15 protein-coding genes and 2 tRNA genes are annotated in these 13,577 nt (G+C 71.2%); 4 read left to right on the plus strand and 13 right to left on the minus strand.

The features are described 5' to 3' along the window. The first annotated feature begins 55 nt into the window (after positions 1-55). On the plus strand, positions 56-688 hold the full coding sequence (locus tag ACVHNB_RS36995) for an NAD(P)-dependent oxidoreductase (protein ID WP_428954213.1): 633 nt from the start codon (positions 56-58) through the stop codon (positions 686-688). On the opposite strand, the gene ACVHNB_RS37000 is transcribed toward ACVHNB_RS36995, so the two are convergent. The 10 genes from ACVHNB_RS37000 to ACVHNB_RS37045 form a co-directional block, all read right to left on the minus strand. Then, positions 685-2,082 (minus strand): tetratricopeptide repeat protein, encoded by a 1,398-nt coding sequence (locus ACVHNB_RS37000; protein ID WP_456226835.1) that lies wholly within the window; start codon positions 2,080-2,082, stop codon positions 685-687. The genes ACVHNB_RS36995 and ACVHNB_RS37000 overlap by 4 nt on opposite strands. A gap of 91 nt (positions 2,083-2,173) precedes the next feature. Next, a complete protein-coding gene (locus tag ACVHNB_RS37005) occupies positions 2,174-3,229 on the minus strand; it encodes a UDP-N-acetylmuramate dehydrogenase (protein ID WP_456226836.1) in 1,056 nt (351 codons plus the stop codon). 59 nt (positions 3,230-3,288) lie between these two features. Beyond that, positions 3,289-3,669: a DUF3291 domain-containing protein gene (locus ACVHNB_RS37010; RefSeq protein ID WP_428954210.1), complete on the minus strand. Its 381-nt coding sequence runs from the start codon at positions 3,667-3,669 to the stop codon at positions 3,289-3,291. A gap of 29 nt (positions 3,670-3,698) precedes the next feature. Continuing rightward, positions 3,699-5,138 (minus strand): DHA2 family efflux MFS transporter permease subunit, encoded by a 1,440-nt coding sequence (locus tag ACVHNB_RS37015; RefSeq protein WP_456226837.1) that lies wholly within the window; start codon positions 5,136-5,138, stop codon positions 3,699-3,701. Between the two features lie 87 nt (positions 5,139-5,225). Next, positions 5,226-5,780 (minus strand): TetR/AcrR family transcriptional regulator, encoded by a 555-nt coding sequence (locus ACVHNB_RS37020; RefSeq protein WP_428954208.1) that lies wholly within the window; start codon positions 5,778-5,780, stop codon positions 5,226-5,228. Between the two features lie 115 nt (positions 5,781-5,895). Beyond that, the gene (locus ACVHNB_RS37025) at positions 5,896-6,324 is read right to left on the minus strand and encodes a MaoC family dehydratase (protein WP_456226838.1); all 429 of its coding nucleotides are present in this window, start codon (positions 6,322-6,324) and stop codon (positions 5,896-5,898) included. 2 nt (positions 6,325-6,326) lie between these two features. Beyond that, positions 6,327-6,779: an FAS1-like dehydratase domain-containing protein gene (locus tag ACVHNB_RS37030; protein WP_428954206.1), complete on the minus strand. Its 453-nt coding sequence runs from the start codon at positions 6,777-6,779 to the stop codon at positions 6,327-6,329. 76 nt (positions 6,780-6,855) lie between these two features. Continuing rightward, complete coding sequence (gene rpmG, locus ACVHNB_RS37035) at positions 6,856-7,020, minus strand: 50S ribosomal protein L33 (protein WP_004571794.1); 165 nt, start codon at positions 7,018-7,020, stop codon at positions 6,856-6,858. Positions 7,021-7,110: 90 nt separating this feature from the next. After that, positions 7,111-7,183: transfer RNA gene (locus ACVHNB_RS37040), tRNA-Met, on the minus strand. A gap of 46 nt (positions 7,184-7,229) precedes the next feature. Further along, a tRNA-Thr gene (locus ACVHNB_RS37045) sits at positions 7,230-7,302 on the minus strand. Positions 7,303-7,496: 194 nt separating this feature from the next. Here ACVHNB_RS37045 and ACVHNB_RS37050 point away from each other — a divergent pair. Next, complete coding sequence (locus tag ACVHNB_RS37050; RefSeq protein WP_428954205.1) at positions 7,497-8,759, plus strand: amidohydrolase family protein; 1,263 nt, start codon at positions 7,497-7,499, stop codon at positions 8,757-8,759. Positions 8,760-8,913: 154 nt separating this feature from the next. Here ACVHNB_RS37050 and ACVHNB_RS37055 read toward each other — a convergent pair whose 3' ends face one another. Further along, positions 8,914-10,053: a hypothetical protein gene (locus ACVHNB_RS37055; protein ID WP_456226839.1), complete on the minus strand. Its 1,140-nt coding sequence runs from the start codon at positions 10,051-10,053 to the stop codon at positions 8,914-8,916. A gap of 65 nt (positions 10,054-10,118) precedes the next feature. On the opposite strand from ACVHNB_RS37055, the gene ACVHNB_RS37060 reads away from it, so the two are divergent. Beyond that, positions 10,119-10,775 (plus strand): SDR family oxidoreductase, encoded by a 657-nt coding sequence (locus tag ACVHNB_RS37060; RefSeq protein ID WP_428954203.1) that lies wholly within the window; start codon positions 10,119-10,121, stop codon positions 10,773-10,775. Between the two features lie 31 nt (positions 10,776-10,806). On the opposite strand, the gene ACVHNB_RS37065 is transcribed toward ACVHNB_RS37060, so the two are convergent. Together ACVHNB_RS37065 and ACVHNB_RS37070 are read right to left on the minus strand one after the other, a co-directional pair. Beyond that, positions 10,807-11,043, minus strand: coding sequence for a hypothetical protein (locus ACVHNB_RS37065; RefSeq protein ID WP_428954202.1), 237 nt, complete (start codon positions 11,041-11,043; stop codon positions 10,807-10,809). A 94-nt stretch (positions 11,044-11,137) separates the two neighbouring features. Next, the gene (locus tag ACVHNB_RS37070) at positions 11,138-12,667 is read right to left on the minus strand and encodes an MFS transporter (protein WP_456226840.1); all 1,530 of its coding nucleotides are present in this window, start codon (positions 12,665-12,667) and stop codon (positions 11,138-11,140) included. Positions 12,668-12,834: 167 nt separating this feature from the next. Between ACVHNB_RS37070 and ACVHNB_RS37075 the strand changes: the two genes are divergently transcribed. Beyond that, positions 12,835-13,572: a TetR/AcrR family transcriptional regulator gene (locus ACVHNB_RS37075; RefSeq protein ID WP_428954200.1), complete on the plus strand. Its 738-nt coding sequence runs from the start codon at positions 12,835-12,837 to the stop codon at positions 13,570-13,572. Positions 13,573-13,577 lie beyond the last annotated feature (5 nt).

Consider the following 13,577-nt stretch of genomic DNA (forward strand, 5'->3'; position numbering starts at 1 on the left):
AAGCAGGGGTGGGTGAGTACTCACCCACCATGAGATGCGCATCTGGAGGTACGCCATGAAGCTCACGGTTTTCGGCGCGACCGGCGGCATCGGACAGGAGATCGTCAAGCAGTCTCTGGCGGCCGGGCACGAGGTCACGGCGGTGGTGCGGGACCCGGCGCGGTTCGCGGTCACCGGCGAGCGCCTGGAGGTGTTCCGCGGCGATCTCACGGACCCCGGGTCGCTGCGTGCGGCGGTCACGGGCCGCGACGCGGTGCTCTCCGGCCTCGGCCCGCGCAAGCGCTCCGACGCGGGGATCGCGACGGAGCTGACGCGGTCGGTCCTGAAGGCGATGGAGGCGGAGGGAGTGCGCCGGCTCGTCGTGGTCAGCGCGGGTCCGGTCGGCCCGGAGCCCGCGGACTCGCCGCTGCCCGACCGCGTGATGCTGAAGATGATCGGCTCGATCCTCAAGGGCGTCTACGCCGATCTGGCCGCCATGGAGGACGAGTTGGCGCGCAGCGCGACGGACTGGACCTCGGTGCGCCCGCCGCGCCTGCAGGACAAGCCGCTGTCGGGCTCGTACCGGCGGGTCGTGGGCGGCTTCCCGCGCTCGGGCCGCTTCATAGGCCGCGCGGACGTGGCGCACGCGATGCTGGCGGCGGTGGACGACCCGGCGACGGTGAAGCAGGGGATCGGGGTGGCCTACTAGACGGCCCCGGGCGTGGCGGGGCGCAGGGTCGCCCGGCGCAGTTCCCGTGCGGCCTTCGCGAACGCCTCGTGGCCGACGGGGCCACCGCCCGTCATCACGACGCCGACGCTGCCCTTGTCGATCCAGGCGCAGGCCGTCACCGTGGTGGCGAACTGCTGGTAGGCCATGCACTCCAGCCGCCCTCCGAACGCCCCGGGGTCGGCCGCCCAACGGGACTCCACGGTGCTGCCCGCTTCCTCCACCGCCTCCTGCATGCCCGCATACAGGTCGTCGGGCTCCTCGGCGTGGAGGTCGCCGGTGGCCCCGTAGATCGCGACGGCGAAGCCGGAATCCTCGTCCCTGTAGATGCCCGAAAACGCCTCGGCGCCCCTGGGCAGCGAAAGGGACGACAAGTAGGAGTCGAGGTAGTCGCCGATGGGGTTCTCGGTCGCCAGCGGCATCCCACGGAAGGACTGCGGTACGGCGGCCGCGTAGTGCGGGTAGTCGGTGGCCCGCGTGTACTGCCACCCGAGGGACGCGGTGAACGACCCCGCCACGACGACGAGCGCGAGGAGCAGTGCCGCCCGCTCGCGCGGTGTCGGCAGCGGAACGTCGGGCGCGCCGGGGGCGGGCAGCGCGTACCCGGCGGGGACGCGTTGTTCCGCGCGCCGGCGCGCACCCCGCAGGACGGACTGTTCCCGCAGGACGGGGATCAGCGCCAGGAACGCCCACAGGCAGTGGTACCCGGGCAGGGCCAGGGCGGGTACGGCGAGCAGCCAGGCCCCGACCAGGGTGCACAGCACGAGAGCGGTCCGGTAGGGCGCGCGCAGCGTCACGCAGACGAGGCCCTCCGACGACAGCGCGTCGAGCGTCTCCGCGCGCACCACGAGGCGCCGGTCGTGCGGCCACGCCTCGGCCGCCTCCCGGGCCCGGGAGGCCGCGTCGCGGAGGTCCGTGCCGCCGGTCAGGGCCACTCTGGCGTCGTGCCGCTGGACGTGCGCCATGGACGGTTGCCGGGATCCCGGACCGCGCCCGCTCTCGATCCCCAGTGCCTGCGGCGACCCCGGGGCCAGCTCGCGCAGCCGGTCCGCCGCCTGCCGCCCTCGCGCCCGGCGCCCCGGCTGCTCCATGACGTCCCCGGCGAGGCCGAACTCGGCGTACGCGGCGAGCAGGTCGAGGTCGTCGGGGAAGGCGTCGAGCCCGGCCCGGTAGGCGCGCTCCGCCGCGGCGTCGTGGCCGTCGTCGTCCTCGGCCACGTGGGCGCGGCCGAGGACCGCGTAGAGGCCCGCGTGCGGCCCGTGCGCGTCGAGCCCCGCCTGCGCCTCGTCGCGCGCCTGCCGCAACTCCCCCGCGCTCAGCAGCGATTGCGCGCGTTCGTACGCGGGCAGCACGGACTGCCCGTCGTTCTCCTGCATCTGTGGTCCCCACCCCTGATGTACGTGTCGATCGGCTCGACGCCGTCACTATCAGGGGCGAGGACCCCCAAGGTCAATGAAGAATTGCAGCTCAGAGGCTTACGCCGACGGTCACCGGCTCATTGACCAGCGTCACCCCGAAGGCCTCCTGGACGCCCGCCACGACCTCGCGGGCCAGGGCGAGGAGATCCTCGGTGGTGGCCTCGCCGCGGTTGGTGAGGGCGAGGGTGTGCTTGGTGGAGATGCGGGCCGGGCCGGTGCCGTACCCCTTGGTGAAGCCCGCCTTGTCGATGAGCCAGGCCGCCGAGGTCTTCGTCAGCCCGTCACCCGCCGGGAACGCGGGCGCCTTCACGTCGGGCCCCAGGCGCTCGGCCACGCGCGCGTGGAAGGCGGAGGTCTCCGCATCCGTAAGGATCGGGTTGGTGAAGAACGAACCGGCCGACCAGGTGTCGTGGTCCTCCGGGTCGAGCACCATGCCCTTTCCTGCGCGCAGCTTCAGGACGGTCTCGCGCGCGGTGGCGGCGGGGACGCGGTCGCCCGCCTCGACACCGAGGGTGCGGGCGGTCTCGGGGTACTTGATCGGCGCGCTCAGGCCGTTCGCGTCCTCCAGCTCGAAGCGCACCCGCAGCACTACATAGCGGTCGGGTTCGGCCTTGAAACGGCTGTGGCGGTACGAGAAGGCGCACTCGGCGTTCGGGATGGTGACCGTCTCGCCCGACCGCCGGTCGTAGGCGACCACTTCGTTGATCGTGGCGGAGACCTCCTGGCCGTACGCCCCCACGTTCTGGATCGGCGTCGCGCCCGCGGAGCCGGGGATCCCGGCGAGGCACTCGATGCCCGCGAGGCCCGCCTCGACGGTGCGGGCCACGGCGTCGGTCCACACCTCGCCGGCCGCCAACTCCAGCTTCGTGCCGTCGAGTTCGAAACCCTTGGTGGCGATGCGCAGGGCGGTGCCCGCGAAGCCCTGGTCGCCGATGACGAGGTTGCTGCCGCCGCCGACGACGAGCAGCGGGGTGCCGGTGGCGTCGGCCTCGCGCACGGCGTCGATCACCTCGGCGTCGGTCGTCGCGGTGAGCAGCCGGGCGGCGGGGCCGCCGAGCCGGAAGGTGGTCAGGGGGGCGAGGGGGGCGTCGTGGAGTTCCTGCACGCGCACCAGGGTACGAGAACGGCCCCGCCGCTCGGGCGGGGCCGCTGTCGTGCCGGGCGTCACTGGAAACGCCGCAGGGTGTCCTTCCAGTCGGGTGGCAGCTCGTCGGTGGACGCCTTCCATGTGAGGAACTTCGCGTCCCGCATCTGTCCGCGCAGCCCGGCCGCGACCGGCCCGTGCGGCGCGGAGGCCGCGAAGTCCTTGAGGGCCTCGGGCGACTCCCAGGCGGACAGGGTCCAGAAGGTGCGCCGGAGAGGCGCCGCCTTCAAGGTGGCCCCGTAGGCGCCGGGAGCCCGGCCCACCTGGCGCCAGACCGTGGGCGTACGGAGGAAGAACCTCAGGGCGCCCCACAGGGTGCGGGTCTCGAAGCGGGAGGCGAAGACGACGACCTCCGCGCGCGTGGGCGGCGTGTTCGGGGCGGTCCAGGGCAGGGTCGGCATGGCGTGCTCCCTTCCGGTGCGGACAGGCGTCAGGCGTTTTCCAGAACGGGGGCCGGCTCGGCGGCTTCCTGCACTACATCTGTCGTGGGCTGTCGGCGCGGGATGAGCAGAGTGGCGAGACCGGCCAGGGCCACGACCGCGGAACCCACCCACAGTGCGGGCTCGATGCCGTTCACGAACTGCTGCGCGGAGCCGTAGCCGCCCTGCGCCGAGAAGATCGACGACATGACCGCGATGCCGAGCGCTCCGCCGACCTCGCGCAGGGCGTTGTTGGAGCCGGACGCGATGCCCTGCTCCTGCGGCCGGACGCTGGACATGACCAGGGCGGAGGCCGGGGCGAAGAACAAGGCCATCCCGATGCCGCTGATGATCAGGGCCGGCAGCTGGGCCGCGTACGAGACGTCGGCGGCGACCACGGCCCCGAACCAGCCGAGCCCGACGGCCTGCAGGAACAGGCCCGCGGCGGCGACCGGGCGGCCGCCGATCCGGTCGGACAGGTACCCGGCGATCGGCGCCACCAGCATCGGCATGCCGGTCCAGGGCAGCATCCTCAGGCCCGCCTCGGTCGGCGAGTAGCCGAGCACTCCCTGCATGAACTGGCTGAGCAGGAAGATCGAGCCGAACATCCCGAAGAACATCAGCAGACTCGCGGCGTTGATCCCCGAGAAGGCGCGGGACCGGAAGAGCCGCATGGGAAGCATGGGGTTCTTGCTGCGGATGCCGTGGTGGACGAACCCGCCGAGCAGCGCGACCCCCGCGAACATGCTGAGCAGGACGACGGGGTTGGACCACCCCTCCATGGGCGCACGCACCAGGGCGTACACGATGCCGAAGAGACCACCGCTGGCGAGCAGGGTGCCCGCGACGTCGAGGGGCGCGCCGGAGCCGTACGACTCGTTCAGGCGGAGCCGGGCGAGGGGCAGCAGGGCCAGGCCCAGCGGGACGTTCAGCCAGAAGATCCAGTGCCAGGAGATGTGCTCGGTGAGGCTGCCGCCGATGAGCGGCCCGGAGGCGACGGCGAGGCCGTTGACCGCGCCCCAGATGCCGTACGCCATCCCGCGCTTGGCGGCCGGTACGGCCACGGTCAGCAGGGTCAGCGTCAGCGGCATCATGATCGCGGCACCGACGCCCTGGACCGCGCGGGCCGCGATCAGCGATTCGATACCGGGGGCCATGGCCGCGGCGGCGGAGGCCCCGGTGAACACGGTGAGTCCGACGAGGAAGAGCCGGCGGCGGCCGAACCGGTCACCGAGCGCCGCGCCGAACATCAGCAGTACGGCGAAGGTGAGCGTGTAGGCGCTGACCGTCCACTCCAGGTCGTCGAGGGCGCCGCCCAGGTCCTCGCGGATGGACGGCAGGGCCGTGGTGACGACCAGGTTGTCGAGGGCCGCCATGAATCCGGCGACGCTGGTGATGACGAGGGCCCAGACGGCACCCCCGCGCTGTGGTGTTGCGGTCCGCTGTGACATTGCTTCCCCTTGAGATCCCTGGGTTAGTTATTGATTACTAACTTTTGCGGGTACAAAAGTGCGCACCCCCGTGGCACTGATGCTGCACTACTTGGGCTGCACCGACTCGTAGAAGCCGGCCCAGACCCGGTGATCGGGCCGAAAACCCATCGAGACCAGGACGTTGACCAGCATTCCGTAGGCGAGGAACTGCGTGGTCTCGTCCACCTCCGCACCCAGCGCCAGCTGGGCGGTGTCGTACATCTCCATCCAGCCGGCCCGAAGCGTCTCGCCGAACTCCCGGTCGCCGGCCGCTTCCGCGGAGGCCACCGCGACGTACATCTGCATCTGCATGAGCAGGATGTCCGGGTCGTCGGCGATGAGCGCCTGATAGGCAGCGCCCATCGCATGGAGGGCCGCTTCGCCCTCGAGACCCTCCGACGCCTGCCGGAACAGCTCGGTGGTCTGCTCGCAGCAACGCCGGGCGGCCGCAAGGAAGATGGCCTCCTTGCCCGGGAAGAGGCGGAAGAGATACGGCTGCGAGACACCCACCCGCTTGGCGATCGCCTCGGTGGACGTACCCTTGTAACCGCCGCGGGCGAACTCGATCATCGCCGCCCGCACGACGCTCTCGCGTCGCTCCTCCGCGCTCATCCTGACCATGCGACTAAGTTAGTGGCCAATCACTACCCAAGTCAAGTCCTGAACGTGGCCAAGGACACACGTAAGGGACGCCCTCCCGGAGGACGCCCCTTACGCACAGCTACATAGGCGGCGATCAGACGAGCTGCACGACCGCCCGCGACATCCCGAGCACCTTCTGGCCCGCGCTCGTGGCGGTCAGGTCGACCCGCACGCGGTTGTCGTCGAGCTTGGCCGCGACCTTGGCGCTGACCTCGACCTCGGCGCCCTTGTCGTCGTTCGGCACGACGACCGGCTTGGTGAAGCGCACGCCGTACTCGACGACGGCGGCCGGGTCGCCGGTCCAGTCGGTCACGACGCGGATCGCCTCGGCCATGGTGAACATGCCGTGCGCGATCACGTCCGGCAGACCGACCTCGACCGCGAACTTCTCGTTCCAGTGGATCGGGTTGAAGTCCCCGGAGGCGCCCGCGTACTGGACGAGCGTGGCGCGCGTCACGGGGAAGGTCTGCGCCGGCAGTTCGGTGCCGACCTCGACCTCCGCGTACTTGATGGTCGTCGCCATGATCAGGCCTCCTCTGCGGCGCGTGAGACGAGCTTGGTCCAGGCGGTCACGACGTGCTCGCCGGCCTCGTCGTGGACCTCACCGCGGACGTCGATGATGTCGTTGCCCGCGAGCGACTTGATGGCCTCGATCGTCGAGGTGACGGCCAGCCTGTCGCCCGCGCGCACCGGGCGCGTGTAGGCGAACTTCTGGTCGCCGTGCACGACGCGGCTGTAGTCGAGCCCCAGCTCCGGGTCGTGGACGACGTCACCGGCGGCCTTGAAGGTGATCGCGAACACAAAGGTGGGCGGGGCGATCACATCGGAGTGGCCGAGCTCCTGAGCGGCCTCACGGTCGACGTAGGCAGGGTTGGCGTCCCCCACCGCCTCGGCGAACTCGCGGATCTTCTCCCGGCCGACCTCGTACGGGGCGGTGGGCGGGTAGGTCCGCCCCACGAAGGACTGGTCGAGCGCCATGGACTCGGCACCTCCTGGGTGTGTCAACGACACGAGGCCGCCCCCTGACGGGGACGGCCTCGTGTACGAGCCTGATTTATCGCGTTTCGCGGTGCGCGGTGTGCGCGTTGCAACGCGGGCAGTGCTTCTTCATCTCAAGACGGTCCGGGTCGTTACGCCGGTTCTTCTTGGTGATGTAGTTCCGCTCCTTGCACTCCACGCAGGCCAGCGTGATCTTCGGGCGGACGTCGGTGGCAGCCACGTGAGTGCTCCTTGACGAACGGATGGGACGGGTTTAACGCATAAAAGAGTAGCCGATCGAAGGACCGACCCCACAATCGGCTACTGTCAGTAGCGGTGACCGGACTTGAACCGGTGACACAGCGATTATGAGCCGCTTGCTCTACCGACTGAGCTACACCGCTGTGATGCGATGACCCCTCACCCGAAGGTGAGGGAACTTCACACCAGAGCCCCAATGCGGAATCGAACCGCAGACCTTCTCCTTACCATGGAGACGCTCTACCGACTGAGCTATTGGGGCGAGCGATGAAGACATTACACGGTCGCGCGCCGATCGCCCAAATCCGTTTCGGGTGATCAGCGCAGGCGCCTCACGGACCCCATCTGTACGACTAATTCGGCTTCCCCGAAGCTCCGTCACCGCCGCCCTAGGCTCGGTCCCACCTGCGTGATCTTGTCCGCAGCACGAGCCCTCGACGAGCCCTCTGGAGCGCGATGCCCGACAGTCCGCCGCAGCAGCCCCCCTCCCCCGGCTCCCCGGACGACGCACCCGACGGCTCCGGCCTGTTGCTGTGCGGTGCCAGGCTCACCGACGGCAGGACCGTGGACGTGCGGCTGGGCAACGGGCGTATCGAGGCGGTCGGCACGGCCGGCAGCCTCACGGCCCACACCTCACGCGCGGACCTCTCGGGATACCTCCTGCTGCCCGCCCCGGCGGAGCCGCACGCGCACGGCGACACCGCCCTGTCCGCGGACAGTGAGGGGCCTCTCTCGTACGACGCCGAGGAGGTCCAGCGCCGGGCCACGGAGTCCGCCCTGCTGCAACTCGGGCACGGAGCCACCGCGTTGCGCTCCCATGTGCGGATCGGCGACATGGAGGGGCTCGGTTCCATGGAGGCCGCCCTGAAGGCGCGGCGGTCGCTGATGGGGCTCGCGGATCTGCGGACGGTGGCGATGCCCCGGCTGCTCACCGGGCTCGCCGGGGCGAACGGGCTCGCGATGCTCAGGGACGCCGTGAAAATGGGCGCCTCTGTAGTGGGCGGCTGCCCCGACCTGGACCCCGACCCAACGGGCTATGTGGAAGCGGTACTTGAGGTCGCCGCCGAACACGGCTGCCCGGTGGACCTGCACACGGACGGGGCCGACCCGGCGCGGCTGGGACGGCTCGCGGCGGCGGCCGGCGGGCTGCGCTCCACGGTCGTCGTGGGACCGCTGGGCGGGCTCGCGCGGGTGCCGGGCGAAGCGGCGCGGCGTGCCGTCGACCGGCTCGCGGCGGCCGGGGTGACGGTGGTGTGCCTGCCGCAGGGCGGCTGTGCGGGGGTGGACGGCCGCGAGGTGGCGCCGGTGCGGTTGCTGCGGGCGGCCGGGGTGCGGGTGGCCGCGGGCAGCGGGGCCCTGCGGGACGTGTCGAACCCGGTGGGCCGCGGCGATCCGCTGGAGGCCGCGTACTTGCTGGCCTCGCGGCACGGAATGCGGGCCGAGGACGCCTACGCGGCGGTGAGTTCGGTGGCCAGGACGGCGCTGGCGCTGCCTGAGGTGCGCCTGGAGGCGGGCTTCCCCGCGGAGCTGCTCGCGGTACGGGGCGAGACGCTGGCGGGGGCGCTGTCGCTCGCGTACAGCCGGATCGTCGTGCACCGGGGGCGGGTGGTGGCCCGGACCAGCGCGGTGCGGGAGTACTGCGACTCGGCGGCGGCGGTCGCGCTGGATCTGCCGCGCCAGGGACGGGCCGCGAAGCACGGGGGCGGTGGCCCGGCCTGAGCGTGCGCACGCGCGCGCAGAGGCGAATCAGCCGCTACGCGCCCGGAGACGTCGTATCAGCCGCTACGCGCGCGTGGCCGGGCAAGATCCCGGCGGAGCCGGTCGTACCCGCAGACGTTCGTCAGGGGCCTTCGAAGGGCACCGAGAGGGCCGCTCAGAAGTCCTCGTCCATCGGGTCGAAGGAGTCCGAGCCCGTCTCGCCGATCCCGAACAGGCCGCCCAACATGAGGCTGTCCGCCGGGACTTCCCTGGCGCCGGCCGGGGCCTTCACGTCGCTCGCCTCGCCGAACTTCACGTACATCGGGACCTTCACGCCCTGTGCGTCGTCCGCGAGGGTTGCGACGTCCATGGAGACGCGGGTCAGGGCGCCGTCCTTGATGGCGAAGTCGACGGCCACCTTCTTGTTGGGGGCGTCCTTCAGGTCCTTCTCGGTGGGCAGTTCGGCGCCTTCGGGCAGTTCGTCGGCGAGCGGGCGCAGCTTGTCGAACATGTCCGTCAGGAGCGCGCGGAAGGGCGCCTTGGCGGTGACGTGGTCGGTGCCGTCCTTGCTGCCCTTGTCCGTGAAGGTCACGTTGTGCTCGAGAGCGCTTCGTACGGCCTTCATGATCTTCTTCTGGGTGCCGGCGTCCAGAGAGTCGGCCGTGGAGCCCTTGGGCGTCTCCTTCTTGCCGGCCTTTCCGCTCTCCTCGAAGCCCTTGACGAGGTCGTCGGTCCTGAACTTGACCCACTTGCCGTCGATGACGTCCTTGGCCATCTCGCCCTCCTCCCCCGGAGGCAGCTCAGGCAGCTCGTCGGCGGTGGGCGCCGGGAAGCCCGCGAGTCCGGAGAAGGCCTTCATGTCCATGCGGTAGTACGTGTAGTCGCCGATCAGGCGGTACTCGGCGAGGGTGCCGTCGGGGCCGGTCACCTTCAGGCCCGCGCCGACGATGTCCTTGGCGCCGGAGTCGGCCAGCGGCTTCTTGGACCGTACGGAGAAGCTGATGCGGGACCTCGTGAGCGCCTTGGCCATCTCGGGCGGCAGGGTCTCGCCGTCCGTATCGCCCGCAAGCTTCGTCAGGGCCGCCGGTGCCGCGTCGAGGCCCAACTCCAGTGACAGGGACTTCCGTTCGCCGAGCCGGTCCGCGGCACGGTCGATCTTCTGGGCGGCGGTGAGGTTCTCCACGGTGCCGCAGGCGGCCGTGGTGGCGAGCAGCAGGGCCGTGCAGCCCGCCGCGGTGAGGGTGGTGGTACGTATGACGCTGATGACTGGCTCCCCATGAGGTCCGCGGGCCGGAAAGATGCCGCGGTACCCCATGTGACCCACGAGCCGCGGACATGGTTGCGCGGTGAACCGTCGTTGCCCGGCGTACGGTCGGAAGCATGCGCATTGTCATTGCTGGGGGTCATGGTCAGATCGCACTGCGGCTGGAGCGGCTGTTGTCCGCGCGCGGTGACGAGGTGGCGGGGATCATCCGCAAGGCCGAGCAGGGCGACGACCTGCGTGCGGCCGGTGCGGAGCCGGTCCTGTGCGACTTGGAATCGGCGTCCGTGGAGGAGGTCGCCGCGCATCTCCAGGGCGCGGGCGCGGCCGTCTTCGCGGCGGGCGCCGGCCCGGGCAGCAGCACCGACCGCAAGGACACCGTGGACCGGGACGCCGCCGTGCTGTTCGCGGAGGCGGCGGAGCGGGCCGGGGTGCGCCGGTACGTCGTGGTGTCGTCGATGGGCGCGGACGCCGCGCACCAGGGCGACGACGTCTTCGACGTGTACCTGCGCGCCAAGGGCGCGGCCGACGACGACGTACGCCGCCGGACCGGCCTGGACTGGACGATCCTGCGGCCCGGGGCCCTGACGAACGACGCGGGCACCGGACTCGTCCGTCTGGAGGCCTCGACGGGGCGTGGCGCGGTGCCGCGCGACGACGTGGCCGCGGTCCTCGCCGAGCTGGTGGACACGCCCGCCACGGCCGGGCTGACGCTCGAGCTGGTCTCCGGTTCGGCGCCGGTGTCGGTGGCCGTGAAGTCGGTCGCGGGGAACTGATCCCCGTACGGGCGCGTACCCGTCAGCGGGCTCAGAACAGGGGCAGCTGGCCCGGCACGTGCGGGACCGCGTACCCGTCGAGCGCGTCCTGCACCGCGCCGAGCTGGGCCTGACGGCGGGAGCCGGGGCAGGAGACCAGCTCTCCCGCGGCGCGGGCGCCCGGCGGGTCGTGGCGGGCGAAGCGGCCACCGACGACGGCGATGTCGCGGCGGCACTCGGGGCAGTTCCGGCGGCGGGAGGCTGAGGACACGGTCGACGTGGATGACATGGGTTCAGTCTGCGTCGAGATCGCCACGGGTACACGGTGAAACCCCCTCAGGAGCGTCCCTGAGGGGGTTTCGCCATGTGCCCGGCCCTCCGGGTCAGGCGGCGGTGACCATGGACTGCGCGTCGTCGGCCGGGGCCGTGGCCGGGGTCTCCTTGCCGCCCCTGATCAGGCAGAGGGCGACGATCGCGGCGCCGACCACCCCGGCCGCGCCGGCCAGGAAGCTGGCGGACATCGCGGTGGTGAACGCCTCGCGGGCCGCTGCGGCCAGGCCCTTGTCGGCGTTCGCGGCGGCCATGCCCAGGGCGTCGGAGACGGAGCGGCGGGCCGGGGCGGGGGCCGCGTCGGACATCGCGCCGGTGTAGCTGTGGGACAGGACCGCGCCGAGGACCGCGACTCCGAGAGCGGCGCCGGCCTGCTGGATGGTGTCGTTGAGGGCGGAGCCGACACCGGCGTGCTCACCCGGCACGGCGCCCATCAGGGCGGCGATCGTGGCCGGCATCGCGAGTCCGCCACCGGCGCCCATCAGGGTCATGGCCGCGGCGAGCGTCCAGAAGCCGGCGTCCGGCGAGATGGTGGACAGGACCGCGAATCCACCGGCCGTGACGAGGAGGCCGCCGACGGCGAGCGTCCGGTTGCCGATCTTCTTGGCGAGGCCGGCGCCGACCCCGTTGAACAGGAGCGCGGCGAGGGCGAGCGGGGTGAACGCGAGACCCGTCTCGGACGGCGTGTAGCCCATGACGAACTGCAGGTACTGGGTGAGGACCAGCATCAGGCCGCCGTTGGCGAAGGTCAGCAGGACGAGCGAGAAGCTGGCGCCGGTGAAGACGCGGTTGCGGAACAGGGCGAGCGGGACCATCGGGGACTCGGCGCGCAGCTCCCAGAAGGCGAAGCCGATGACGGCGGCGACGGTGACGGCCAGCGAGACGACGGTGCCGGGGCGGCTCAGGCCGCCCTTGGGGAACTCGTTGATGGTCCACACGAGGGCGGTCATGCCGATCACCGACAGGACCATGCCGATCGGGTCGGCCTTGCGCCACGGGCCCTTGGACTCGGGCATCAGGACGAGCGCGGCGACGATGGCGAGCGCGGCGATCGGGATGTTGATCAGGAAGACGGCGCCCCACCAGAAGTGCGCGATCAGCGCGCCGCCGAGGACCGGACCGCCGACGAGACCGATCATGGCGACGGCGCTCCAGGCGGCGATGGCCCTGGGCCGCTCGTCCTCGTCGAAGACCGTGATGAGGATGGAGAGCGTGCTCGGCATGATCAGCGCGCCGCCGACGCCCATGAGGACGCGGGCCCCGATCAGCTGTCCGGGATTGTCGGCGATGGTCGCCACCAGTGATGCCGCTCCGAAGAGCGCGAGCCCGATGACCATCACCTTCCGGCGGCCGAAGCGGTCGGAGAGGCTGCCCGAGGTGAGCAGCAGGCCGGCGAAGACCAGCATGTAGGACTCGATGATCCACTGCAGGTCCTGGGCGCTCGCCCCGAGGTCCTCCGCGATGGGCGGGACGGCGACGGTGAGCACCATGTTGTCGATGACCAGCACCAGGGTGCTGAGGCAGAGCACGATCAGGATCAGCCACCGGCGCGGGTTACGTGCCTTCTCTGTCGCCGTTTCCATCTGAAACCCCTCCGAAAAGATTCCCCGAGGAAAGCGCCGTACGGCGTTCCCAACACCGAACACTGTACGGAGACCGCACACTGTTCGCAAGAGGCGCACGTTGTGCGCCCCACGGGATACCCTCAAGGCGACGAGCGAGGACGACGAGCGACAGAGGAGCCGCACTTATGGCGCCCAAGGGGCAGGAACTGCCGTCCGTGTGGACGCGTACCGATCGCAAGCGACGCGAGCAGCCCGCGCTGAGCAGGGACCAGATCGTGGTGGAGGCCGTGCGCCTGCTCGACGAGGAGGGTCTGGAGGCGCTGAGCATGCGCAAGCTCGGCACGCGGCTGAACGCGGGCGCGACCTCCCTCTACACGCACGTCTCGAACAAGGACGAGCTGATCGAGCTGGTCGTCGACGCGATCTACGAAGAGGTCACGGTGCCCGCCCTGGAGCCGGGCGGCGACTGGCGCGCGGCGGTGATCGAGTGCGCGCGGAGCCTGCGCGCGATGATCCTGCGTCACCCCTGGACGGCGTCGGTCTTCGGGCAGGTGGGCCTCGCCTACCTGGGCCCGAACATGATGCGGCTCTTCGAGGAGATGCTCATCCTCTTCGAGAAGGCGGGTTTCACGCTCGAGGACGGTGACAACGCGTCGAGCGCGATCTTCTCGTACGCCGTCGGCATGGCCACCAGTGAAGCGGCGTGGCTGTCGATGGTCGCGCGCAGCGGCAAGTCCGAGCAGGAGTGGGTGGATCACCTGCTGCCCGCCGCGGAGCGCGCGGTGCAGGACTACCCGCGCCTCAAGGAGCGGTACGAGGCGCAGCGGCGGGTGCCGGTGGACGACTCCCGCAAGGACAAGTTCGCCGACGGGCTCGACTGCCTGCTCGACGGGCTCGAGGTGCGGCGCACGCGCGGGGCGTGACCACC

The sequence above is a fragment of the Streptomyces sp. YJ-C3 genome (genome assembly GCF_053891275.1).